At 59.9% G+C, this 22,664-nt stretch carries 21 protein-coding genes; 14 read left to right on the top strand and 7 right to left on the bottom strand.

Annotated features, from left to right (window positions below):
• Positions 1 to 2 precede the first annotated feature (2 nt).
• A complete protein-coding gene (locus AC1D2P_RS06720) occupies positions 3 to 1,217 on the bottom strand; it encodes an SfnB family sulfur acquisition oxidoreductase (RefSeq protein WP_477758426.1) in 1,215 nt (404 codons plus the stop codon).
• Positions 1,218 to 1,481: 264 nt separating this feature from the next.
• Between AC1D2P_RS06720 and AC1D2P_RS06725 the strand changes: the two genes are divergently transcribed.
• On the top strand, positions 1,482 to 1,940 hold the full coding sequence (locus AC1D2P_RS06725) for a VOC family protein (RefSeq protein ID WP_046032359.1): 459 nt from the start codon (positions 1,482 to 1,484) through the stop codon (positions 1,938 to 1,940).
• 135 nt (positions 1,941 to 2,075) lie between these two features.
• Here the strand turns inward: AC1D2P_RS06725 and AC1D2P_RS06730 are convergent, their stop codons facing one another.
• Positions 2,076 to 3,401 (bottom strand): ATP-binding protein, encoded by a 1,326-nt coding sequence (locus tag AC1D2P_RS06730; protein ID WP_046032360.1) that lies wholly within the window; start codon positions 3,399 to 3,401, stop codon positions 2,076 to 2,078.
• Complete coding sequence (locus AC1D2P_RS06735) at positions 3,398 to 4,078, bottom strand: response regulator (RefSeq protein WP_046032361.1); 681 nt, start codon at positions 4,076 to 4,078, stop codon at positions 3,398 to 3,400. Before AC1D2P_RS06735 ends, AC1D2P_RS06730 begins: the two co-directional genes overlap by 4 nt.
• A gap of 152 nt (positions 4,079 to 4,230) precedes the next feature.
• Between AC1D2P_RS06735 and dsbD the strand changes: the two genes are divergently transcribed.
• The 4 genes from dsbD (at position 4,231) to AC1D2P_RS06755 (ending at position 8,381) form a co-directional block, all read left to right on the top strand.
• The gene (gene dsbD, locus AC1D2P_RS06740) at positions 4,231 to 5,964 is read left to right on the top strand and encodes a protein-disulfide reductase DsbD (RefSeq protein ID WP_477758427.1); all 1,734 of its coding nucleotides are present in this window, start codon (positions 4,231 to 4,233) and stop codon (positions 5,962 to 5,964) included.
• Positions 5,964 to 6,830, top strand: a complete 867-nt coding sequence (locus AC1D2P_RS06745) for a TlpA family protein disulfide reductase (protein WP_477758428.1) — start codon at positions 5,964 to 5,966, stop codon at positions 6,828 to 6,830. Before dsbD ends, AC1D2P_RS06745 begins: the two co-directional genes overlap by 1 nt.
• Positions 6,806 to 7,576 carry a thiol:disulfide interchange protein DsbG gene (gene dsbG / locus AC1D2P_RS06750; RefSeq protein ID WP_223522799.1) on the top strand — a complete coding sequence of 257 codons (771 nt, stop codon included), beginning with the start codon at positions 6,806 to 6,808 and terminating at the stop codon, positions 7,574 to 7,576. Before AC1D2P_RS06745 ends, dsbG begins: the two co-directional genes overlap by 25 nt.
• Before the next feature lie 256 nt (positions 7,577 to 7,832).
• Entirely contained in the window at positions 7,833 to 8,381 is a 549-nt protein-coding gene (locus AC1D2P_RS06755; protein WP_077431677.1) for an RNA polymerase factor sigma-70, read from the top strand.
• A gap of 33 nt (positions 8,382 to 8,414) precedes the next feature.
• Here AC1D2P_RS06755 and AC1D2P_RS06760 read toward each other — a convergent pair whose 3' ends face one another.
• Both AC1D2P_RS06760 and AC1D2P_RS06765 read right to left on the bottom strand, forming a co-directional pair.
• Positions 8,415 to 9,209: a substrate-binding periplasmic protein gene (locus AC1D2P_RS06760; protein ID WP_177412267.1), complete on the bottom strand. Its 795-nt coding sequence runs from the start codon at positions 9,207 to 9,209 to the stop codon at positions 8,415 to 8,417.
• Between the two features lie 89 nt (positions 9,210 to 9,298).
• Entirely contained in the window at positions 9,299 to 9,925 is a 627-nt protein-coding gene (locus AC1D2P_RS06765) for a TetR/AcrR family transcriptional regulator (protein WP_046032367.1), read from the bottom strand.
• Positions 9,926 to 10,115: 190 nt separating this feature from the next.
• On the opposite strand from AC1D2P_RS06765, the gene AC1D2P_RS06770 reads away from it, so the two are divergent.
• The 8 genes from AC1D2P_RS06770 to ppnP all read left to right on the top strand — a co-directional run bounded on the left by AC1D2P_RS06770 (position 10,116) and on the right by ppnP (position 19,530).
• Positions 10,116 to 11,906: an acyclic terpene utilization AtuA family protein gene (locus tag AC1D2P_RS06770; RefSeq protein ID WP_477758429.1), complete on the top strand. Its 1,791-nt coding sequence runs from the start codon at positions 10,116 to 10,118 to the stop codon at positions 11,904 to 11,906.
• A 12-nt stretch (positions 11,907 to 11,918) separates the two neighbouring features.
• Complete coding sequence (locus tag AC1D2P_RS06775) at positions 11,919 to 12,788, top strand: SDR family oxidoreductase (protein WP_477811354.1); 870 nt, start codon at positions 11,919 to 11,921, stop codon at positions 12,786 to 12,788.
• 3 nt (positions 12,789 to 12,791) lie between these two features.
• Complete coding sequence (gene atuC / locus AC1D2P_RS06780) at positions 12,792 to 14,408, top strand: geranyl-CoA carboxylase subunit beta (protein WP_477758431.1); 1,617 nt, start codon at positions 12,792 to 12,794, stop codon at positions 14,406 to 14,408.
• Positions 14,409 to 14,531: 123 nt separating this feature from the next.
• A complete protein-coding gene (gene atuD, locus AC1D2P_RS06785; RefSeq protein WP_046032371.1) occupies positions 14,532 to 15,689 on the top strand; it encodes a citronellyl-CoA dehydrogenase in 1,158 nt (385 codons plus the stop codon).
• Positions 15,686 to 16,483, top strand: coding sequence for an enoyl-CoA hydratase/isomerase family protein (locus tag AC1D2P_RS06790; RefSeq protein WP_077431674.1), 798 nt, complete (start codon positions 15,686 to 15,688; stop codon positions 16,481 to 16,483). The genes atuD and AC1D2P_RS06790 overlap by 4 nt, the downstream gene beginning before the upstream one ends.
• A 117-nt stretch (positions 16,484 to 16,600) precedes the next feature.
• Positions 16,601 to 18,562, top strand: a complete 1,962-nt coding sequence (locus tag AC1D2P_RS06795) for an acetyl/propionyl/methylcrotonyl-CoA carboxylase subunit alpha (protein WP_477811355.1) — start codon at positions 16,601 to 16,603, stop codon at positions 18,560 to 18,562.
• 71 nt (positions 18,563 to 18,633) lie between these two features.
• Complete coding sequence (locus tag AC1D2P_RS06800) at positions 18,634 to 19,176, top strand: 3'-5' exonuclease (RefSeq protein WP_109787108.1); 543 nt, start codon at positions 18,634 to 18,636, stop codon at positions 19,174 to 19,176.
• A gap of 69 nt (positions 19,177 to 19,245) precedes the next feature.
• Positions 19,246 to 19,530 (top strand): pyrimidine/purine nucleoside phosphorylase, encoded by a 285-nt coding sequence (gene ppnP / locus AC1D2P_RS06805; protein WP_007940055.1) that lies wholly within the window; start codon positions 19,246 to 19,248, stop codon positions 19,528 to 19,530.
• A gap of 68 nt (positions 19,531 to 19,598) precedes the next feature.
• Here ppnP and AC1D2P_RS06810 read toward each other — a convergent pair whose 3' ends face one another.
• Together AC1D2P_RS06810 and AC1D2P_RS06815 are read right to left on the bottom strand one after the other, a co-directional pair.
• Positions 19,599 to 20,405: an MOSC domain-containing protein gene (locus AC1D2P_RS06810; protein ID WP_046032375.1), complete on the bottom strand. Its 807-nt coding sequence runs from the start codon at positions 20,403 to 20,405 to the stop codon at positions 19,599 to 19,601.
• A gap of 92 nt (positions 20,406 to 20,497) precedes the next feature.
• Positions 20,498 to 21,433, bottom strand: a complete 936-nt coding sequence (locus AC1D2P_RS06815) for a chemotaxis protein CheV (RefSeq protein WP_477811356.1) — start codon at positions 21,431 to 21,433, stop codon at positions 20,498 to 20,500.
• Positions 21,434 to 21,894: 461 nt separating this feature from the next.
• Between AC1D2P_RS06815 and AC1D2P_RS06820 the strand changes: the two genes are divergently transcribed.
• Positions 21,895 to 22,365 (top strand): hypothetical protein, encoded by a 471-nt coding sequence (locus AC1D2P_RS06820; RefSeq protein ID WP_109787110.1) that lies wholly within the window; start codon positions 21,895 to 21,897, stop codon positions 22,363 to 22,365.
• Positions 22,366 to 22,664 lie beyond the last annotated feature (299 nt).

Genomic DNA, 22,664 nt, shown 5'->3' on the forward strand with positions numbered 1-22,664 from the left:
AATCACGACCAGTCGTGGCGCGGCGGTTTCACGCCGTTGAGTAGCCAGTTGCCAACGACGTGGTACTTCCAGCGCACCGGATCGTGCAGGGTATGGACCCGGGCGTTGCGCCAGTGCCGGTCGAAATTGTGCTTCTTCAAGGTCGAGCGGGTGCCACCGAGCTCGAAGAGTTTATTGCTGGTTTCGATGGCGATTTCGGTGGTCAGCACTTTGGCCTTGGCCACCGCCAGGGAGGCTTGGGCGACGTTGTCTTCATCGGGCGCCGGACGCGCCGCATCCAGCGCTCGCCCTGCCCGCTCCAGCAAGGCTTCGGCGGCTTCCAGGCGGATCTCCAGGCCACCGATCTGAATGATGGTCAGCGGATCTTCACTGGCCTTCTCCACGCCCGCGTCGATCCACGGCCGAGCGTATTGCTGAACGAAAGCAATGGTGTCACGCAGTGCCGCACGGGCAATGCCGGCGTCGATGGCCGCCGTGGTCAATTGCGCGAAGGGGCCGGCCAGCGTTGGCGTTTCATAGGACCGATAGGTCGGGAACAGATTGAACGCCGACACGTGCAAGTCTTCGGCGAGCACGGTGCCGCTGGACGTTGTGCGCTGACCGATGCTGTCCCAGTCATCGACGATCACCAGCCCTTTTGATCCGCGTTCGACGAAGGCCAACTGGCCCTTCTGTTCTTCATCCAGCGCCAGCACCGCCAGCCAGTGAGCATAGAGCGAACCGGTGCAATAACCCTTGCGCCCGTTGATCACATGAACATCGCCATAGCGGCGGATCGTCGCCTGGATGTCCTGCACGTTTTTGCCGCCGGTTTCCGACAAGGCATTGGCAAAGCGATGCCCTTGCAGCGCCAGCTCGAAAAAATGCGCCTGCTGTTCGGGTGTGCCTTGCAGGCGGATGTCTTCGAGCAGGCAATAGTGGTTTTGCGGGATCTGCCCCAGAGAAGGATCGGCAGCCGAGATGATCGCGATGACCTGCGCCAGCACCGCACAGGACACCTGAGCACCACCAAATGCCTTCGGCACGCTGATACCCCACAGTCCACTGTTGGAATACAGATCGACGATCTCGGCGGGCACCTGTCGGGTGCGGTCGCGTTCGGCGTCCTGCTCCAGCAATACAGCGGCAACGCGCTCGGCGACGCGCAAGGCTTCGGTGTCATCGGCGATCCGATGGGCGGCCGGCGGGTTAATCGGATAAACGGCAGATTCAGGCATTTGAGGTTCCGGGCAGCAGTGTTTATCAGAGCCATTGCAGCTTCTGTGCCGAGGTCCAGCACCAATGTTTTCGGGCAGTTGACGGGTTTTTTTCAAGTCCTGGCGTCACGCAGCCCAGCAATCTGCTGCTTCGCTGTTGATGGCTGAACAGTGTTGCTGCTCGTCGGGTGCGCGGATGCCAACAAGGGAGTGACCTATATTTATCCGGTCGGAAATCGGCACAGGACACCTTTTCACCCACAACAACAAACAGGGAGATCCATCATGAGCGTCAAACCCATTCCAGAGGGTTATCACAGCATCACCCCGTACCTGGGCATTCAAAAAGCCGCCGAAGCCATCGAGTTCTACAAGAAGGCCTTCGGTGCCATCGAAGTCATGCGCCTGGCCATGCCGGACGGCGGAATCGGGCATGCCGAACTGCGGATCGGYGACTGTCCGATCATGCTCGGCACACCTTGCGACCAGGGTCCATTGAGCAACCCGGACACGTCACCGTCGGTGGGCCTGCATCTGTATGTGACGGACGTGGACAAGTCCTATAAACAGGCGATTGACGCGGGCGGCACGGTGGTGTCCGAGGTCAAGGATCAGTTTTACGGCGACCGCTCCGGGACGTTGAAAGATCCGTATGGGCACCTTTGGTTCCTGGCCACGCGCAAGGAAGACCTGACTCAGCAACAGATTGAGCAGCGGGCGAAGGAGATGTTCCAGCAGGGTTGAGATCGTTGTTGCCACTTCTGGCCCCTTCGCGAAAGAGGCCTCACCGTCAACACACATTTCAGACCTGAAAAAAACCCGCTGACGGGCCACCGGTTCAGCGGGCTTTTTTTACGCGCAACATGGAACCCATGCGAGTCAGATGGACTGCAACGGCATGGTCAGCTCAACCCGCAACCCGTCCGGCTGACTGTTGAAATGCAACGTACAGCCGCAACGCTGGACAATCGCCTGGACAATGGCCAGCCCCAACCCGCAACCGGTGCTCTGACCGTTGCGCCAGAAGCGTTGGGTCAGGTGTTGCAAGTCCTCTTCGGCGATACCCGGGCCATGGTCGCGAACCAGAAAACGCACACGGTTGCCGGTGGTTTCCAGGCTCAACTCCACCGCCCCATCCCCAGGGGTGTGGCGCAAGGCGTTATCGAGCAGGTTGCGCAACGCAGCAATCGACAGCACGGCGGGCATCTGCACCGGCGCAGTGGAGAATGTGCTCGGCATCTGCAGTCTGATGCGTTGGCGATCACCGCTGGCCGCATCCTGAATCGCCAGTTTCGCCACTTGCTCGGCGCTGCACTGCACACCGTCGTCAAACGACAGGCTGCCCTCGACCCGCGCCAGCAACAGCAATTGTTCAAGGGTGCGGTGCATGCGGTCAGCGCCCTCTTCGGCCCGGGCCAGTGATTGATCCCGAGACGCGCCGTCGGTCATGCGCGCCACTTGCAGGTGGGTCTTGATGGCGGTCAGCGGGCTGCGCAGTTCGTGCGCCGCGTCGCCGGTCAGGCGTCTTTCGCGCTCGATGGTCTTGCCGATGCGCTGCAACAGCTGATTCTGGGTTTCCAGCAGCGGTTGCAGTTCACTCGGCAGCGGCTGGATCTGCAAGGGTTCAAGGGAGTCGGCGCTGCGGCGCATCAAGGCATCACGCATCCGGTTGAGCGGCGCCAGACCTTGTCCGATACCGAGCCACAACAGGCACAGACAACCGAGCAACGCCACCCCGACAGGCACCGACGCCGCCAGCAGAATCGACATGTTCAATGCCTCGCGCTCGATTTGCCGGTCGGCCGTGGTAATGCGCAGGTCACCCCGGGCCAACGTGAAACTGCGCCACGGCGCACCATCAATCATCTGATCGTGGAAACCCATTTTCTCGGCTTCCAGTTTTTGTTCGGGATCGCTGTGACTGCGAGCGAGAATTTCCCCACGCAATGAACTGACCTGACAGGCCATGCCACCAGGAATGTTCAGTTGCTCCGCACTGAAATGGGTGCCCTCGCCTTTGCTCGGCAATGCCGGCAATTGTTCCAGCAACCCGGCGACCATCCGCGCTGAAGCCACCAGCCGCTGGTCGAGGGAAAACATCATTTGGTTACGCAAGTCGCTGAGCATCCAGGCTGCCGCCAGGGCCCAGATCAAGGCAAAAGCGGCGCCAAGAGTCAGGCTCAGGCGCAAACGCAGGCTCATCACTTCGACTGTTCTCCGCCATCAGCCGGCCCCAGGCGATAGCCCAGGCCGCGCACGGTTTCGACGATGCCGTTGCCGAGTTTGCGCCGCAGGTGATGGATGTGCACGTTGAGGGCGTTACTTTCCAGTTCGTCGTTGAAACCGTAGACGCTGTCCTTGAGTTGCTCGGTGGAGAGCACGCGCCCGCGGTTATGCAGCAAGGCCTGCAATAACGCCTGCTCGCGGCGCGACAGGTCCACCGGTTGACCGCCGAGCAAGGTTTCGCGACTGCTGGGGTCGTACGTCAGGCGACCGTGCTCGATCAAGTTGACACTGCGCCCCGCCACGCGTCGCAACAAGGTGTGCAGGCGCGCGGCAAGCTCACGCAGATCGAAAGGTTTAAGCAGGTAATCATCCGCACCGGCTTGCAAGCCATCGACGCGATCCATCACTGAATCGCGCGCGGTGAGAATCAGCACCGGAATCTCCAGGCCATTGTGACGCAGCTGTTGTAGCAGCTTGAGGCCATCCTCATCGGGAAGACCGAGGTCGAGCACCATGACGTCAAACTCCGCGACCTTGAGCATCGCTCGCGCCGACGACGCGGTGGCGACGTGCTCGACCGTCAGGCCCTGTGCGGTGAGCCCGGCAACAATGCCGCTGGCAATCAGCTCATCGTCTTCACAAACCAGTACGTGCATGGGAGCCCCGCAGAAAAAAGGTGATTAAGCCGTTGGCCGATTAAGCGGACATTATGCCGCAAGCACCATGACAACAAGGCCGGCACGGTTAATCACTGGTTAATCGCCACCTCCCATTGTGCACCTCACCTGCACAGGGATAAGGCTTACCCATGCGTCGTCTGTTTCTATTTTTTGTCCTCTTGATCTCGGGTCTGGCCCAGGCAGGGACCAATCCGTTCGATACCAAACCTGAATTTCTGCCGGTGGAAAAGGCGTTCGCTTTCACCTCTGAACGCCTTGAGACGGGTGAGACCCAGCTCTATTGGCAGATCACGGACGGTTATTACCTTTATCAGAAGCGCCTCAAATTCGACGGCTTGCCTGCTGAGCAGCACCCCGTGCTACCTGAAGGCGAAGCGCACAGTGATGAGTTCTTTGGCGAACAACAGGTTTACCGCCAGGGCCTGGAACTGAAGATCCCGGCCGGCGCGACCGGTCAGATCAAAGTCGGTTTCCAGGGCTGTGCCGATGCAGGCTTGTGTTACCCGCCGCAAACGCAGGTGGTGGATTTGGGCGGCAACGTCACGGTTGCCGCAAACGAAGCACCGGATCAAGCCTTGGCCAGCGACCTGCAACAGCGGGCACTGGGCTGGAGTTTGCTGGTGTTTTTCGGTTTGGGGCTGTTGCTGGCGTTCACCCCTTGCTCGTTGCCGATGCTGCCTATCCTGGCTGGTTTGATTGTGGGCAGCGGCGCCACCTCTAAACGTGGTTTTGCCCTGGCGGGCAGCTATGTGGTCAGCATGGCGCTGGTGTATGCGGCGATGGGCGTATTGGCCGCACTGCTCGGTGCGAACGTGCAAGCGTTGCTGCAAAACCCGTGGCTGCTGGGCAGTTTCGCGGCGGTGTTCGTGTTGCTGGCATTGCCGATGTTCGGTTTCTTCGAACTGCAACTGCCGGTGGCCGTGCGCGACCGCCTGGAAAATGTTTCACGCAATCAGCGTGGCGGCAGTCTGGTCGGTGCCGGTGCACTGGGCGCCTTGTCTGGTCTGCTGGTGGGGCCGTGCATGACCGCGCCGTTGGCCGGCGCCCTGCTCTATATCGCGCAAAGTGGTAATGCACTGCATGGCGGACTGATTCTGTTTGCCATGGGCATCGGCATCGGTGTGCCACTGCTGTTGCTGGTGACGATCGGCAACCGCTTCCTGCCCAAACCGGGCGCCTGGATGAACCTGCTCAAAGGCGTGTTTGGTTTCCTGTTCCTCGCCACTGCACTGCTGATGTTGCGCCCGGTACTGGATCAATCGCTCTGGATCGGTTTGTGCGGCGCGCTGCTGTTGATTGCCGCTTACAGTGCCTGGCGCCAGTCCGGTGGTTTTGGTCGAACGGCGCAGGTGTTCGGCGCCGGTTCATTGCTGCTCGGTTTGTGGGGCAGCCTGCTGATGATCGGCGCTGCAGGTGGCAGCGATGACCTGTTTCAACCGCTGCAGGTCTATCGCGGCTCCAACACGGCCAGTGCCTCTGCACCGGTCGGCCACGAGGCGTTCACCACGATCAAAGACCCCAATGCGCTGCAACAGGAACTGGACGCGGCGCGGGCGCAGGGCCAATGGGTGCTGCTCGATTACTACGCCGACTGGTGCACCTCCTGCAAAGTCATGGAAAAACAGGTCTTCGGTAAAGCCCACGTGATGCAAGCGTTGAGCGATGTGCGCTTGCTCCGGCTCGACGTCACCGCCGACAATGCCGCCAGCCGCGAACTGCTCGGCCGTTATAAAGTGCCGGGGCCACCGAGTTTCCTGTGGATCGGCGCCGACGGCGAAGAGCGTCGCAGCCAGCGCATCACCGGCGAGGTCGATGCCGACACCTTCCTGCAACGCTGGACCACTACCCGAGACGCCCGTTAATGCTGACTTTCACCCTCGGCACCTTTGCCATCGCGCTTAACCACCTGCTGCTGATCAGTGCTCTGGCGCTGGCAACGTTTGTCGGCTGGCGGGTGGCCAAGCGCGGTGGCGATAATCCCGAGTCGGTGCTGTTCAGCCTGTTCCTGATCGGCATGCTGGCGGCCAGGGTCAGTTTCGTGGCGGTGTATTGGGCACACTATCGCAACGATCCGTGGCAGATCATCGACCTGCGCGACGGTGGTTTCCTGGCCTGGCCTGGCGTGATTGTGCTGCTGCTTGCCAGCCTGTATCGCGGCTGGCGCCGTCCGGGTTTACGCCGGCCGCTGGGCTTTGGCGTAGGCAGCGGCCTGGCGTTCTGGCTGCTGGCAACGTTCTCCCTGAGCATTTACGAACAAGGCACGCGCCTGCCTGAAATCTCCTTGCGCAATGCCGCCGGCGAAACTGTGCAACTGGCCGATTACAAGGGTGGCCCGCTGGTGATCAATCTCTGGGCGACCTGGTGCCCGCCCTGCCGTCGGGAAATGCCGGTGCTGGAAAACGCCCAGCAGCAACGCCCGGACTTGACCTTCCTGTTCGTCAATCAGGCTGAAAGCATGCAAAGCGTCAGCACGTTCCTGGAAACCCAGGGCCTGAGCCTGAGCAACGTGTTGTTCGATGCCAGCGGTCGCCTGGGCCAAGCCGTGGGTTCCATGGCATTGCCGACTACGCTGTTCTATAGCAATGACGGTCGCCTGCTGGGCAGCCATTTGGGCGAACTCTCGCAAGCCAGCCTGGCCCGTGCCCTGGAAAACTTCGACACCCCTCCTTCTGCCACACCGTCCACCCCTTCAAGGAAACTGCCATGCCACGCCTCCGCCACCTGCTGACGCTCACCCTGGGCGCAGCCCTGCTGCACCTGCCGTCGGTACAGGCCGCCGAAGAACTGCCTGAAGCGATCAAGAAGATCGAAGCCAAGGGTGCGAAAATCGTCGGCCAGTTCGACGCGCCTGACGGCTTGCGCGGTTATGCGGCGCAATACCAAAACCGTGGCATGGCGCTGTACCTGACCCCGGATGGCAAGCATGTGTTGCTCGGCAATCTCTACGATGCTGACGGCAACGACCTGACCTCCGCGCCGTTGCAGAAGCTGGTCTACGCACCGATGTCGAAGGAGGTCTGGGGCAAGATGGAAGCCAGTAACTGGATCGGCGACGGCAAAAAAGATGCCCCGCGTGTCGTCTACCTGTTCAGCGATCCGAACTGCCCTTACTGCAACGTCTTCTGGGAGCAGGCGCGGCCGTGGGTCAAGGCTGGCAAGGTGCAATTGCGCCACATCATGGTCGGCATCATTCGCGAAGACAGCCCGGGTAAATCGGCTGCACTGCTGGCGGCCAAAGACCCGGGCAAAGCGCTGGAAGAACACGAAAAGGCTGGCAAGGACAGCTCACTCAAAGCGCTGAAAGAAGTCCCTCCAGCGATTCAGGCAAAACTGGCGGCGAACATGCAGTTGATGGAAGACCTGGAGTTGCAGGCCACGCCAGCGATTTTCTATATGGACGACAAGGGTGAACTGCAACAACAGCAAGGTGCGCCTTCGCCGGACAAACTGGCGAAAATCCTCGGGCCGAAGTGAACCCACTGGTGCGCCAGTCCGACGGCATGGCACGTTTTGCGGCACGTACTGCATTGCGCCGAAATAGGCGCTGACAGGCAAGTGGCTGCAAACGAGGGCACCGCATGCCGGTGTTCGCACGTCGCACCCAGTCTCAGTATCAATTCTTCTTCTCAATTGACAATCATTATCATCAAGCCTAGCTTATTGCTCAATGTGTCGGACGGCTCAAGTCTGCGTGCCGTCCCACCAACCTATTGGCAGCAAGGTGATTTCCATGACGGAACAAGTATTCACAAGCAGGTGCGACTCACCGCTACTTCAGGCCTTCGTCGAGAATCGACTGATACTGGTCAAGATTGCCGCTCGCATCACCGGTTGCAGGTCACGTGCTGAAGACGTCGTGCAGGATGCGTTTTTCCGGTTGCAATCAGCGCCGCCGATCACGACTTCATTCAAGGCCCAACTCAGCTATCTGTTCCAGATCGTGCGCAACCTGGCGATCGACCACTACCGCAAACAGGCGTTGGAGCAGAAGTATTCCGGCCCTGAAGAGGAAGGTTTGAACGTGATGATTCAAGGTGCGTCACCCGAAACCTCGCACATCAATTTCTCGACCCTTGAGCACATTGCCGACGCGCTGACGGAACTGCCGAGCCGTACCCGCTACGCTTTCGAGATGTACCGGCTGCACGGAGTACCGCAAAAGGATATTGCCAAGGAACTCGGCGTTTCGCCGACCCTGGTGAACTTCATGATCCGCGATGCGCTGGTGCACTGCCGCAAAGTGTCGGGGCGTCAGGCGGATACATTTATCCGTCGCTAACATCTGAATTTCAGCCACCCGTGGCGTTCGTCATCAAGTTCGCGGCACCGGCACCACCGCGATCTTGTACGGGTCGAAAATCTTCAGCATCTCGCCATTGTCCCTCAGGCCTTGCAACAACTTGCCGAATGCCTCGCCACTGATGGGTGCGGTCGGGCGCAGGATGGCGTAGTGGTGATAGACCTGATCGATGCGCTGGGACACCAGCAACTGATCGGCAACTTTATCGTTGCGCAGCAGGTAATCGCTCAGATAAGAGCGTGTCACCAGGGCGATGTCCGCTCGACCGCGCAGCACCATCAGCAAATTGCTGTCGTGGGAATAGGTCAGCGTAGCGTTGTAGTTCTGTGCGAGGAATTTAGGCTCAGCGTTGAAGTTGGCAAATTCGTAGTGATAGCCGCTGAACAGGGCCAGGCGCTTGCCGGTAAGGTCGGTAAAATAACTCTGCTGTCGATCCGGCAGGCGTTGCGCGACAAAAATCTCGGCGTCTTCAAGGCCCATATCGACGTTGGTGTGGGGAATGTCCTGCCACCCCCATAGCGGGTTCTCGAAAATCGCCATGTCGACCCGGCCTTGCTTGAAATCACCGAAGCGCCGGGGAATGGAGGTGGGCACCAGGACAAACTGATAATCACTTTGCTGGCGATTCAACGCCTCGACCAATTGTGGCAGCAGGCCGGTGTCGGCACCGGATTCCGGACGGATCGTGTAAGGCGGAAAATGGGCGGCACCCACCCGCACCAGTTGCGCAGCCTGGGACGGCAAAACCCAGAGCGCCGCAAGCGACGCCAGCAAAAGCCGCGAAGCCGTCCTGATTGGCGAAGACATCAAAACAACCACTCCCCAAAAATACGCATCAATGCATTCAAGCTAGGCGGTTTCGGCCACTTAGCCAGTTTCCCTGGTCCGGCACAACCTTACTGCTTTTCTTCCAGTACGAGAATCAATGCCTCATCGGCCAATTGATCGAGGCTCATGCTGCCGCCAGCGCGAAACCAGGTCGTGGTCCAAGACAGCGCGCCGGTCAGGAAACGACGCGTGATGAACACATCGCCGCGAATAAAACCCGCCTCTTTGGCTTCACCCAGCACTTGCAGCCAGAGCTCTTCATAAATGTCACGCAGTGCCAACACCTGCGCCTGCCCTTCTTCGGATAACGAGCGCCATTCATACACCAGCACCGCCATGGCCTCGCCGCTGCCCCCCATGATCGACTGCAATTCGCAGCGGATCAGCGCCAGCACGCGCTCGCGCACATTACCGGCGTCGGCCAGGGCTGCATGCATCAATGCCGTGTTGTAGCGGATGGTTTCTTCCATCACGGCCCGCAGGATTTCATCCTTGCTTTTGAAATGATGAAAAATGCTGCCTGACTGTATGCCCACGGCCCCCGCCAGGTCGCGCACCGTGGTGCGTTCATAACCTTTGTTGCGGAACAGGTGAGCCGCCACTTGCAGCAGTTTGCCGCGGGCGCTGTCCGGGTCGGTCAATTGGCCGTTGTCGACCAATTCGCGCATGACCCTCAGGGCTTTTTGCTCGTCCACCCGTTCTCTCCTACAGTCGATCAATCAAATACACCGCTCGCCGCTAAAACTGCGGGGTTGCGCGGGCAATTTAAGCTGGTCGCGGCAACCAAGCAAGCGCTCGGGCAGAAGATATTTCAGACGTTTACAAACCAAGCGCTTGCTTGGTAGTCTCGATCCACTTCAGTGGGAGGTGGCTATGGAGTTGACTGTGCCTAAAACGATTCGCGTCGGCTGCGCCAGCGCCTTCTGGGGTGACACCTCGACCGCCGCCGCGCAGTTGGTGGAAGGTGGACGCCTGGACTATCTGGTTTTCGACTACCTGGCTGAAATCACTATGTCGATCATGGCCGGTGCGCGGATGAAAGATCCGCAGGCCGGCTATGCGGGCGACTTCATCGAAGTGCTCAGTCCACTGCTCACCCGCCTCGCCGAACAGAACATTCGCGTCATCAGCAATGCCGGCGGTGTCAATCCGCAAGCGTGTGCCGCCGCGCTTCAGGCGGCGTGCGACAAGGCCGGCGTCGCCCTGAAAATCGCGGTGCTACTGGGCGATGACCTGCAACCGCAATTCAAACAACTGAGAAACAGCTGCATTCATGAAATGTTCAGCGGCGCACCGTTGCCGCCCATGTGCGTCTCGACCAACGCCTACCTGGGCGCGCCGGGCATCGTCGAAGCCTTGCGCCTGGGCGCGGACATCGTCATCACCGGTCGCGTGGTCGACAGTGCCGTGGTCAGCGCTGCGCTGGTGCATGAGTTCGGTTGGTCCTGGCATGACTACGACAAGCTGGCGCAAGCCGCGCTGGCCGGCCACATCATCGAATGCGGCGCCCAATGCACCGGCGGCAATTTCACCGACTGGCGCGACGTACCCGATTACGAACACATCGGCTTCCCCATCGTCGAGGTAGGTGCCGACAGCCAGTTCATCGTCAGCAAGCCCGAAGGCTCTGGTGGCCTGGTCACGCCCCTGACCGTTGGCGAGCAAATGCTCTATGAAATCGGCGACCCACGGGCGTACCTGCTGCCCGATGTCGTGTGCGATTTCACCCAGGTCAAACTCCGGCAACACGGTAAAAACGCGGTTCAGGTGCACGGTGCCAAAGGCCTGCCGCCGACCGGTCAGTACAAAGTCAGCGCGACGTATCCGGACGGCTTCCGCTGCACCGCCAGTTGCCTGATCGCGGGCATCGATGCAGTCGCCAAGGCACATCGGGTCAGCGAAGCGATCATCAACAAGACCTCGCAAATGTTCAGCCAGCGTGGGTGGGCGCCCTACAGCGAAGTGAACATTGAACTGCTCGGCAGCGAAGCCACTTACGGCCCCCACGGCCAGCGCCGGGACACCCGCGAAGTGGTGATCAAACTCTCCGTGCGCCACCCGAACAAACAAGCATTGATCATGTTCTCCCGGGAAATCGCCCAAGCCGCAACGGGCATGGCGCCGGGGCTGACCGGAATCGTCGGTGGACGGCCAACGGTGTATCCGCTGATCCGCCTGTTCTCCTTCCTTATCGACAAAACCTTCTGCACGCCGGACATTAACCTCAACGGCCAGCGCTACGCCTGCGCCCTGCCCGCGCTCGATGTGCTCGACACCGCAGACCTGCCCGTCGCCTTCGAACCGCCCACACCCACAGACCGCGCCGATGCCAGCGTGCCCCTGGTCAAACTCGCCGTGGCCCGCTCTGGCGACAAGGGCAATCACAGCAACATCGGCGTCATGGCCCGCGATCCCGAGTACCTGCCGTGGATCGCCGAAGCGCTGACACCCGAGGTGATGGTCGACTGGATGAGCCACGTCCTCGATCCTCTTCACGGGCGCGTGGAACGTTGGTATTTGCCCGGCACCCACAGCCTGAATTTTCTACTGGAAAACGCCCTCGGCGGCGGTGGCGTGGCCAGCCTGCGGATCGATCCGCAAGGCAAAGCCTTCGCCCAGCAGCTGCTGGAGATCCAGATTCCGGTGCCTCAGCGCATCGCCGACCAGGTCAACTAGAGGACTGTCGCCATGGCTTACGATTCGATTTTCAAAGCCGATTTGTTTGCGGGCCAAACCATCATTGTCACCGGCGGCGGCAGCGGCATCGGCCGGTGTACCGCGCATGAACTGGCGGCCCTCGGCGCGCACGTGCTGCTGGTCGGGCGCAAGGCCGACAAGCTGAAAAGCGTCGCCGCCGAGATTGCCGAAGACGGTGGCAAGGCGGATTGGGCCACCTGCGATATTCGTGAGGAAGAAGCGGTCAAGCACCTGGTCAGCGAGCTGATTCGCAAATACGGGCCGATCCACGGGCTGGTCAACAATGCCGGCGGGCAATACCCGTCACCCTTGGCCTCGATCAATCAGAAAGGTTTCGAAACCGTGGTGYGCACCAATCTGGTGGGCGGTTTCCTGATGGCCCGGGAAGTGTTCAATCAATCCATGAGCAAGCATGGCGGCGCCATCGTCAACATGCTCGCCGACATGTGGGGCGGCATGCCTGGTATGGGGCATTCCGGTGCAGCGCGTTCGGGCATGGACAACCTGACCAAGACCGCTGCATTCGAATGGGGTTACGCCGGGGTGCGGGTCAACGCGGTGGCGCCGGGGTGGGTCGCGTCCAGCGGTATGGACACTTACGAAGGCGCTTTCAAAGCGGTGATTCCGACCTTGCGCGAACACGTGCCGCTGAAACGCATCGGGACGGAATCGGAAGTGAGCGCGGCGATTGTGTTCCTGCTCAGCCCGGCCGCGGCATTTGTCAGCGGCAGCACCTTGCGCATCGACGGTGCTGCCAGCCTGGGCGGTCGCGCCTGGCCGATCCACAAGGCTACCAACAGTGAGTCGTACAACGGTTTTCACCGCGCGTACTTACCAGAAGTGCTCAAGGACAAGGAATAAGCCATGCCGGTGATTCAATCGCAAGTGGACCCGTTCAGCGCCCAGTTCGCCCAGAACCGTGACGCGATGCTGGCCGTGATCGAACACGTCCGCCAGCTCGAACAGAACCTGTTGAACAAGGCCGCCGAAGCCAAACCAAAATTCGACAAACGCGGGCAACTGCTACCGCGCGAACGTCTCAACCTGCTGCTCGACCCCGGCGCACCGTTCCTCGAACTGGCGAGCCTGGCCGGCTACAAGCTGCACGATGATAAGGATGGCAGTGCTGCCGGCGGTGGCTTGATTGCCGGGATCGGTTACGTGTCTGGCGTACGGGTGCTGGTGGTGGCGAACAACAGCGCGATCAAGGGCGGCACCATTTCCCCCAGCGGATTGAAAAAGTCCCTGCGCCTGCAACAGATCGCCATGGAGAACAAACTGCCGGTGATCACCCTCGCCGAAAGCGGTGGCGCCAACCTGAATTACGCCGCGGACATTTTCGTCGAAGGCGCGCGCAGCTTCGCCAACCAGGCGCGGATGTCGGCCATGGGTTTGCCCCAGATCACGGTGGTGCACGGCTCGGCCACTGCGGGGGGTGCTTATCAGCCGGGCTTATCGGACTACGTGGTGGTCGTACGCGGCAAGGCCAAGTTGTTTCTCGCCGGCCCGCCCCTGCTCAAAGCGGCGACCGGCGAAGTCGCCACCGATGAAGAACTGGGCGGCGCCGAGATGCATGCGCAAACCGCCGGCACCGCCGAATACCTGGCCGAGAACGATGCCGACGGTGTGCGACACGTGCGCGAAATCGTCAGCCTGCTGCCGTGGAACGAACAGTTGCCCTGGTTACCCGAACGTCAATATGAAGAACCGCTCTACCCCATCGATGAGCTGTTGGGCCTGATCCCTGACGACCCGAAAAAACCCTATGACGTGCGCGATATCGTTGCCCGTATCGCCGACGGTTCGAATTTCCTTGAGTTCAAGGGTGAGTTCGATCAACAGACCGTTTGCGGCCAACTGAAAATTCAAGGGCGAGCCTGCGGTTTTATCGGCAACAACGGCCCGATCACGCCCAAGGGCGCCAGCAAGGCTGCGCAGTTCATCCAGCTCTGCGACCAAAGCCAGACGCCGCTGCTGTTTTTCCACAACACCACTGGGTTCATGGTCGGCACCGAATCGGAACAACAAGGCGTGATCAAGCACGGCGCCAAGATGATTCAAGCCGTGGCGAACGCTCGGGTGCCGAAACTGACGATTGTCGTCGGTGGCTCGTATGGCGCCGGCAACTACGCGATGTGTGGTCGCGGCCTCGACCCGCGTTTCATCTTCGCCTGGCCCAACAGTCGCACCGCCGTCATGGGCGGCGCCCAGGCCGGCAAGGTGCTGCGAATCGTCACCGAGGCCAAGCAGCTCAAGGACGGCTTGGTGCCCGACCCGAAAATGCTCGACATGCTGGAACAGGTCACCGCGCAAAAACTCGACAGCCAGTCCACCGCTCTCTATGGCAGCGCCAATCTGTGGGATGACGGGCTGATCGATCCGCGGGACACCCGGACGTTGCTGGGTTACTTGCTGGATATCTGCCACGAGGCCAAAGTGCGGCCATTGCAAGCCAACAGTTTTGGCGTCGCGCGTTTTTGATAGATCGTTCCCACGCTCTGCGTGGGAACGCAGCCCGGGACGCTCTGCGTCCCAAAGCGGACGCAGAGCGTCCATAGAGGCATTACCACGCGGAGCGTGGGAACGATCAGGAGAACAACAAAAATGATCTTCACCCAGGAACACGAAGCACTGCGCCGCACCGTCCGCCAATTCGTCGATCACGAGATCAACCCTCACGTCGAAGAATGGGAAAAGGCCGGTCGTTTTCCGATCCACGAGATCTTCCGCAAGGCCGGCGATCTCGGCCTGCTGGGCATATCAAAACCGGAAAAATTCGGCGGCATGGGGCTGGACTACAGCTACTCCATTGTCGCCGCCGAAGAGTTCGGCACTATCCATTGCGGCGGCATTCCGATGTCCATCGGCGTGCAGACCGACATGTGCACCCCGGCGCTGGCGCGGTTCGGTTCCGATGAATTGCGCGACGAGTTTCTGCGCCCGGCCATTACCGGTGAACAGGTCGGCTGCATCGGCGTCTCGGAAGTCGGTGCCGGTTCCGACGTCGCCGGGCTGAAAACCACCGCCCGCAAGGACGGCGACGACTACGTGATCAACGGCAGCAAGATGTGGATCACCAACTCGCCAAGCGCCGATTTCATCTGCCTGCTGGCCAACACTTCGGACGACAAGCCGCACATCAACAAATCGCTGATCATGGTGCCGATGAACACGCCAGGCATCAGCCTCAGTTCGCACCTGGACAAACTCGGCATGCGCAGTTCGGAAACCGCCCAAGTGTTTTTCGACAACGTGCGGGTGCCTCAGCGTAACCGCGTCGGCCATGAAGGGGCCGGGTTCATGATGCAAATGCTGCAGTTCCAGGAAGAACGCCTGTTCGGCGCGGCAAACATGATCAAGGGCCTGGAGTATTGCGTCGACAGCACCATCGAGTACTGCAAGGAACGCAAAACCTTTGGCAGTGCACTGATCGACAATCAGGTCATTCACTTCCGCCTGGCAGAGCTGCAAACCGAAATCGAATGCCTGCGGGCGCTGGTCTATCAGGCCACCGAGCAATACGTCAAAGGCCAGGACGTCACCCGCCTTGCCTCCATGGCCAAACTCAAGGCCGGGCGTCTGGGCCGCGAAGTCAGCGACAGCTGCCTGCAATATTGGGGTGGCATGGGTTTCATGTGGGACAACCCGGTCGCCCGTGCTTACCGTGACGTGCGACTGGTATCGATTGGCGGCGGCGCCGACGAAATCATGTTGGGGATCATCTGCAAACTCATGGGCATTCTGCCGGGGAAAAAGAAATGAGCCCCCTGCCCGATTGCCAGACATTGCTGTTGGAGCCGCATAACGGCGTGCTGCACATCACCCTCAATCGCCCGGAAAGTCGCAATGCCATGAGTTTGCAAATGGTCGCCGAACTGCGCTCTGTACTCGGGGCGGTGCGCGATGATCGCGCGGTTCGGGCCTTGGTGATCGGCGGCGCCGGCGGGCATTTCTGTGCCGGTGGCGACATCAAGGACATGGCCAACGCTCGCGCTCAAGGCCCGAGCGCCTACCGCGAGTTGAATCGGGCGTTCGGCGCCCTGCTGCAAGAAGTACAACACGCGCCACAAGTGGTGATCACGGTGCTGCAAGGCGCGGTGTTAGGGGGCGGCCTGGGGCTGGCGTGCGTCAGCGATGTCGCCCTGGCCGATCACTTGGCACAATTCGGTTTGCCGGAAACCAGCCTCGGTTTGCTGCCCGCGCAAATAGCCCCCTTCGTGGTCCAGCGCATCGGCCTGACCCAGGCCCGGCGACTGGCGCTGACTGCCGCGCGTTTCGACGGTACGCAGGCGCGGCGCATGGGCCTGGTGCATTTTGTCGAACATGACGCGCAAGCACTGGCCGAGCGCCTCGATGAAATCCTCGCCCATGTGCTGTGCTGCGCGCCGGGTGCTAATGCGACGACCAAAAAACTGCTGCTGGCGAGTGCCGGGCAACCGTCGGACGCGTTGCTGGATGAAGCGGCGCAGTGGTTCAGCGAGGCAGTGACCGGGGCGGAAGGTGTCGAGGGGACGATGGCTTTCGTACAAAAGCGTAAACCGGGATGGGCCTCCTGAAAGCATCGCGGGCAAGCCCGCTCCCACAAGAGATCTTCAGCGTAAAGAGATCAAATGAGGGAGCGGGCTTGCCCGCGATGAGGTCATCACATTCACCGCAAACCAAGGGAACAGAATATGCCCGGACTCAGAAAAATCCTGATTGCCAACCGCGGTGAAATCGCCTGCCGTATCCAGCGTACTGCGCAAGCGCTGGGCTATCGCACGGTTGCAGTGTTCAGCGATGCCGACGCCGATGCCCTGCATGTGCACATGGCCGACGAAGCCATCAACATCGGCCCTGCCCCGGTGCAGCAGTCTTATCTGAACGTCCCGGCCATCATCGACGCCGCCCGGCGCACGGGGGCCGATGCGATCCACCCCGGCTACGGTTTTCTCTCGGAAAACGCCGGCTTCGCCCTTGCCTGCCGCGACGCCGGCATCACCTTCATCGGCCCCAGCCCCGAAGCCATCAAGTTGATGGGCAGTAAACGTCTGTCGAAAATCGCCATGATCGAGGCCGGCGTGCCGTGTGTCAGAGGCTATCAAGGCGCCGAACAGGACGACACTACCCTGAGCCGGGAAGCCGAGCGCATTGGTTATCCGCTGATGATCAAGGCCAGCGCTGGCGGGGGCGGACGTGGCATGCGCCTGGTGCCGGATGCCGGCGAGTTGTTGGAACAACTGCGCACCGCACGCTCCGAAGCGCAGCATGGTTTTGGCAGCGATGAACTGATCCTCGAACAAGCGTTGATCGACCCGCGCCACGTCGAGATTCAGCTGTTCGGCGATCAACACGGTAACCTCATCTACCTCGGAGAACGCGACTGTTCGATCCAGCGCCGCCATCAAAAAGTCATCGAAGAAGCACCCTGCCCGRTGATGACCAGCGAGTTGCGCCAGGCCATGGGCGAGGCCGCGCTCAAGGCTGGCAGGGCGGTGAATTACGTCGGCGCAGGCACCGTGGAGTTTCTGCTGGATGCGCGCGGGCAATTCTACTTTCTGGAAATGAACACCCGGCTGCAAGTGGAACACCCGGTCACTGAATTGATCACCGGGCTGGACCTGGTGGCCTGGCAGTTACTCGTCGCCGAAGGACAACCCCTGCCGTTACGACAGGAACAGGTGCAGCTCAACGGGCATGCCATGGAAGTGCGCCTCTACGCCGAAGACCCGACCCACGGTTTTCTGCCGCAAACCGGTCAGGTCACGGCTTGGGAACCCGCATTGCCGGGCAGTGTACGGATCGATCATGGCCTGATAGAAGGCCAGAGCATCAGCCCGTTTTATGACCCGATGCTCGGCAAGATCATCGCCCACGGCGCGACTCGCGAAGAGGCGCGGCGCAAGTTGCTGCGGGCCGTGCAGGACAGCGTGTTGCTGGGCGTGCAGAGCAACCAGCGTTTGCTCGCCAGCCTGCTCGACCACCCGCACTTCATCAGCGGTGAATTCAGCACCGGTTTTATACCGACCCGCTTCGTTGACCATCCGTGTTTGCAGGCCTATGTCCCGAATGCCTCAGAACTGGCCATCGCTGCCGCACTGTTCTATCACGCCTCGGCACAGGCTCACCCGGCACCACTGACTGGCTGGCGCAACAATGCCAGTGTGCCCTTGCACTACCGCATCGGCCTGAATGAACAGGATTGGCCGGTGGAACTGAACGCCACACCTGACGCACCCATGCGCATTCGTGTCGCCGGGCAAGCGCTGCAATTGAAGATCATCCAGTGCGACGGGCGCTGGGCAACGCTGGACATCGACGGCATCCGCCAGCGTCATGCCTATCGTCTCCAAGCCGGGCAACTGTGGTTGTTCACTCGCCCCGGCAGCCTGCAACTGGTGGATCGGACCCAGGCGCTGGTCAGCGCTCAGGCCAGCGTCAGTAACGGCACGCTCAAGGCACCTATGGACGGTGCCATCGTCGACGTTCTGGTCAGTGAGGGCAGCCAGGTCAGCAAAGGCCAGCTATTGGTGGTGCTCGAAGCCATGAAAATGGAGCATCCGCTCAAGTCAGGCATCGACGGCGTGCTGAAACGCTTGCAGGTGCAGGTCGGCGATCAGGTCAAAAATCGTCAGATTTTGTTGGAGGTCGAATAAGCCGCTAGGCGGATCCGCCGGGTTTGGCTACGCTCAAGCCCTATCAGGACGCGGATACCAGGAACCCTGCGATGCCTCACTGGCTGGTGATAGATCTGGAAGCCACCACCGATGAAGGTGGCTGGCCAGTAACGGAAATGGAAATCATCGAAATCGGTGCCACCCTGGTGGACCGCAAAGGTCGCGAACTGGACCACTTCCAGCGTTTCGTGCGACCGCTGCGGCGGCCTTTGCTGACACCGTTTTGCCGGGAGCTGACTCACATCACCCAAGGCAATATCGATGCCGCGCAACCGTTGACCGAGGTTTGGCCGTCATTCGAACGCTGGCTGGAGCCGCATCATTCTTGTCTGGATGGTTGGGCGAGTTGGGGCGATTACGATCGCAAACAATTGGTTCAGGAGTGGGAGCGCCTGCAACTCGACAGCGCCCTGAGCCGGATACCGCACATGAACCTCAAGCAACGCTTTGCCAAGGCCAGACGGCTGGAACGTCCGCTGGGGCTCAATGGCGCCTTGCAACTGGCGGGCCTGCAGTTCACCGGGCAGCAACACCGGGCACTGGAAGATGCGCGCAATACAGCACGCCTGTTGCCACTGGTTTTCCCCACCTAGAGAGGTGACGGCGTTCGAGGCCTTGTGCATACTGGCCGGCCCTTTTTAGCCCTTTTCGAGGAATCGCCCATGTTTAAAGTCAACGAGTACTTCGACGGCACCGTCAAGTCGATCGCCTTTGGCACTGCTGAAGGTCCTGCGACCATCGGCGTCATGGCTCCGGGCGAGTACGAATTCGGCACCAGCCAGCGTGAAATCATGCACGTGGTCAGCGGTGCTCTCACCGTTAAACTGCCTGACAGCAGCGACTGGGAAACCTTCGCCGCCGGCAGCCAGTTCAATGTGCCTGCCAACAGCAAGTTCCAGCTGAAAGTGGCCGTCGACACCGCTTACCTGTGTGAATACCGCGGCTAAACCCCCGGGTTCTCATCGCAAAAAAATGCCCGTGTCCTTGGACACGGGCATTTTTCATTTCGGGGTTCTCATTCGAGAATCGTCACCGACATCCCGACTTCCAGATGACCGTTGCTATCGTTAACCAGGTTCTGCCCAAACATCGCGCCGTCGGCTTGGGCACGGTACTTCTGCAACGTGGCCAGCGGCTCCCGGTCTTCGCTGCGCTCGCCAGTTTGCGGGTCGATGGTGGTCAGAATGCAGCGCGAACAGGACTTGACCACCCGGAACTCGACGTCACCGATGCGAATACGCTTCCAGCCATCTTCGGCAAAAGCTTCACTGCCCTCGATCACCAGGTTCGGTCGAAAGCGCAGCATCTCAAGTGGACGCCCGACCTTTTGCGACAAGTCTTCCAGGGACGACTGCCCGATCAGCAATAACGGGTAGCCGTCGGCGAACGCAACCTGATCATCGTCGTTGCCGTAACCGGCCTCCGTGGTGCGTGCACGATCCAGAGGAACTTGCACCAGCCGCGTCGGTTTACCAATGAACTCGCTGACCCAGGCACCTGCTGCGTCACCGGCATCCGGCACACGCAAGGTGTCACGCCAGATAGTCACACCACGCAGTGGCGCGTCGTTACCGGGCAAGGCGATATCGATTGACGTGTGGCCCGGTGCATTGAGGGTCAGCCCGCCATCGGCATTCCACAACGCCGACAATTGGCTCATTGACGCTACCGCGCGCTGGGTCAGGAAGCGCCCGCTGGCCTCATCGACCAGCATCCAGCGTCGATCACCGTCCAAACCCAGCTTGTCGAGGCCGACGCGCTGCAAGGGTTCGCCCTTGCCGGATTTCAACGGATAACGATAAAGCGCGCTCAGACGCAGCATGGCCAGCTCCTTGGTGGGCAAAAAAACCCACCCTATACGAGCTTGATCGCCGAATCAAAGGCTGACGTAACCGCCAGCCTGTCGCACCGAAATCAGGCCGGCACTTCGTCGAGCATCAGGCGCTGGCGCACCACGTCGACGAGTTTGTCCGGCTGAAATTTGGAGAGGAAGTTGTCACAGCCGACTTTCTTGACCATCGAGTCGTTGAAGCTGYCCGACAGCGAGGTGTGCAGGACGACATAAAGGCCGCGTAGACGTGGATCATTGCGAATTTCTGTGGTCAGGCGATAGCCGTCCATTTCCGGCATCTCTGCGTCGGTGAACACCATCAGCAATTTGTCGGTCATCGATACGCCCGTATCAGCCCAGGCCTTGAGCATATTCAGTGCTTTCAGACCGTCGCTGGCAATGTGCATCTTCACGCCCAACTGACCCAGGGTGTCGCGCAATTGCGACAGGGCGACGTTGGAGTCATCGACCAGCAGCACTTCCCTGCCACGGGCGCGCTCCAGCACCGGGTCTTCGAGTTTTTCGCGAGAGACTTTGGCGTTGTACGGCACGATTTCGGCCAGGACTTTTTCGACGTCGATGATTTCGACCAACTGGTCGTCAACCTTGCTGATCGCCGTCAAATAATGCTGGCGACCGGCACTGGTCGGCGGCGGCAGGATGGCTTCCCAGTTCATGTTGACGATGCGGTCCACGCCCCCGACCAGAAACGCCTGCACCGACCGGTTGTATTCAGTGACGATGATCGTGCTGGTCGGGCTCGGCACCAGCGGACGCATGCCGATGGCCTGGGACAGATCAATCACCGGCAAAGTCTGGCCACGCAGGTTGACCACGCCACAAACAAAAGGATGGCGTTGCGGCATCAGGGTCAGTTTCGGCAGTTGCAGCACTTCCTGCACTTTAAAGACGTTGATCGCAAATAATTGCCGGCCGGCCAGGCGAAACATGAGAATTTCCAGGCGATTCTCACCCACCAGTTGCGTGCGTTGGTCTACCGTGTCGAGAATGCCGGCCATTAATGACTCCTGGGCTTGTTCTGATTAATTCACTAAAAGGGTTTATCGGCTGTTATTGCCAGATCTTGACCTTGAGACAAAATGCCACGATCGAGCATTGATGTCACATTAACATCATGCTTTACTGCATCCGCACTCAATCAGCTTTACTCCCTGCGGCGCGACCACGGTTTGCACGTTAGGTTCCCTCACGTAAGGGATTCCCCTAGTAACAATCAGGCCCAACCTGATATTCGCAATATCCAATAGCCATTAATGTGACGCCATTCTCATTGCATGAACGGAGTCAGGCTTTTGTGTGCGATCGCAGGTAAGTGGCCACCCACCCGCTCGAGTTCCCCAGCCTTAGCCCAGGCCTGCCGGAGCGCGATCTCATGCCGGCATGGCAGCGCCGGGACGCAAGACGTCCTCGTCGACATACGCGACATCCCCTCATTTGACATGACGTTGTGGAGATAAGCATGCCGAACAAATCGAAGCAGTGGGCTCAGCGTCTACCCGAGTTTCTTGTTGAGGCGGAAACCCTCCTGGCCAAATCGGAGGAGTGCCTGAACCACTTGCAACTGATCAGTAATGACCAGGACGCAATCGATTGCATGCTCAGCAGCCTGCTCAAACTGGCGAGCCGGGCCGACGCCCTCGCACTGCAAGCCGTGTCGGAGTTTTCCCTGCATATCCACGGTTTGCTCAACCTGGGTCACAACCATATTGACCTGCACGAGCAGGCACTGGGTGCACTGAAGGACTGCTTCACGCTGATGGCCTGGCAGCTCGAACTCATCGACCAGACCACCGGCCAACTCAGCCTTGATGACAGTGAACAGACGTCCCTGATCGAAGCCTTTGCGGTCCAGATCGGACAAAGTCATTTTCAGTTACCGGTTAATTCCAAACCCTTTACGCTCGTTACCTATTCGGAACGACAGGCTTAAATTAGTCAGACAACTTTGCAGTGCGCATTCTTATTGCCCTGATGCAGCTCCCTATATGAGCGCTCATGTCGCAATTGAATACTTCGTACCTGCAAACGACAGTCATTAATCGCCCCCCTCCGTAAAACTTTTTCTATTGTGGAACTATCGTCCAGCCTTCTTGTTTCCTGACTCTGTGGACATATATACCAAACGCGACCAACGGTATCTTAGGTGGTATTATGCCGACCATTAGTTGACGCCAATTAATGGCAAAGTGACGCCAGATGAGAGCAGGCCGATAAAGGTTGAAGTTCCAC

This window comes from Pseudomonas sp. P1_F1_2 (genome assembly GCF_056405815.1).

Bases quoted from the DNA above. Each gene is read 5' to 3' on its own strand.
- AC1D2P_RS06745 (WP_477758428.1), top strand. From the start codon at position 5,964: ATGCTGACTTTCACCCTCGGCACCTTTGCCATCGCGCTTAACCACCTG.
- AC1D2P_RS06800 (WP_109787108.1), top strand. From the start codon at position 18,634: ATGCCTCACTGGCTGGTGATAGATCTGGAAGCCACCACCGATGAAGGT.
- dsbG (WP_223522799.1), top strand. From the start codon at position 6,806: ATGCCACGCCTCCGCCACCTGCTGACGCTCACCCTGGGCGCAGCCCTG.
- AC1D2P_RS06755 (WP_077431677.1), top strand. From the start codon at position 7,833: ATGACGGAACAAGTATTCACAAGCAGGTGCGACTCACCGCTACTTCAG.
- AC1D2P_RS06790 (WP_077431674.1), top strand. From the start codon at position 15,686: ATGAGCCCCCTGCCCGATTGCCAGACATTGCTGTTGGAGCCGCATAAC.
- AC1D2P_RS06810 (WP_046032375.1), bottom strand. From the start codon at position 20,405: ATGCTGCGTCTGAGCGCGCTTTATCGTTATCCGTTGAAATCCGGCAAG.
- AC1D2P_RS06760 (WP_177412267.1), bottom strand. From the start codon at position 9,209: ATGTCTTCGCCAATCAGGACGGCTTCGCGGCTTTTGCTGGCGTCGCTT.
- dsbD (WP_477758427.1), top strand. From the start codon at position 4,231: ATGCGTCGTCTGTTTCTATTTTTTGTCCTCTTGATCTCGGGTCTGGCC.
- atuD (WP_046032371.1), top strand. From the start codon at position 14,532: ATGATCTTCACCCAGGAACACGAAGCACTGCGCCGCACCGTCCGCCAA.
- AC1D2P_RS06720 (WP_477758426.1), bottom strand. From the start codon at position 1,217: ATGCCTGAATCTGCCGTTTATCCGATTAACCCGCCGGCCGCCCATCGG.
- AC1D2P_RS06820 (WP_109787110.1), top strand. From the start codon at position 21,895: ATGCCGAACAAATCGAAGCAGTGGGCTCAGCGTCTACCCGAGTTTCTT.
- atuC (WP_477758431.1), top strand. From the start codon at position 12,792: ATGCCGGTGATTCAATCGCAAGTGGACCCGTTCAGCGCCCAGTTCGCC.
- ppnP (WP_007940055.1), top strand. From the start codon at position 19,246: ATGTTTAAAGTCAACGAGTACTTCGACGGCACCGTCAAGTCGATCGCC.
- AC1D2P_RS06735 (WP_046032361.1), bottom strand. From the start codon at position 4,078: ATGCACGTACTGGTTTGTGAAGACGATGAGCTGATTGCCAGCGGCATT.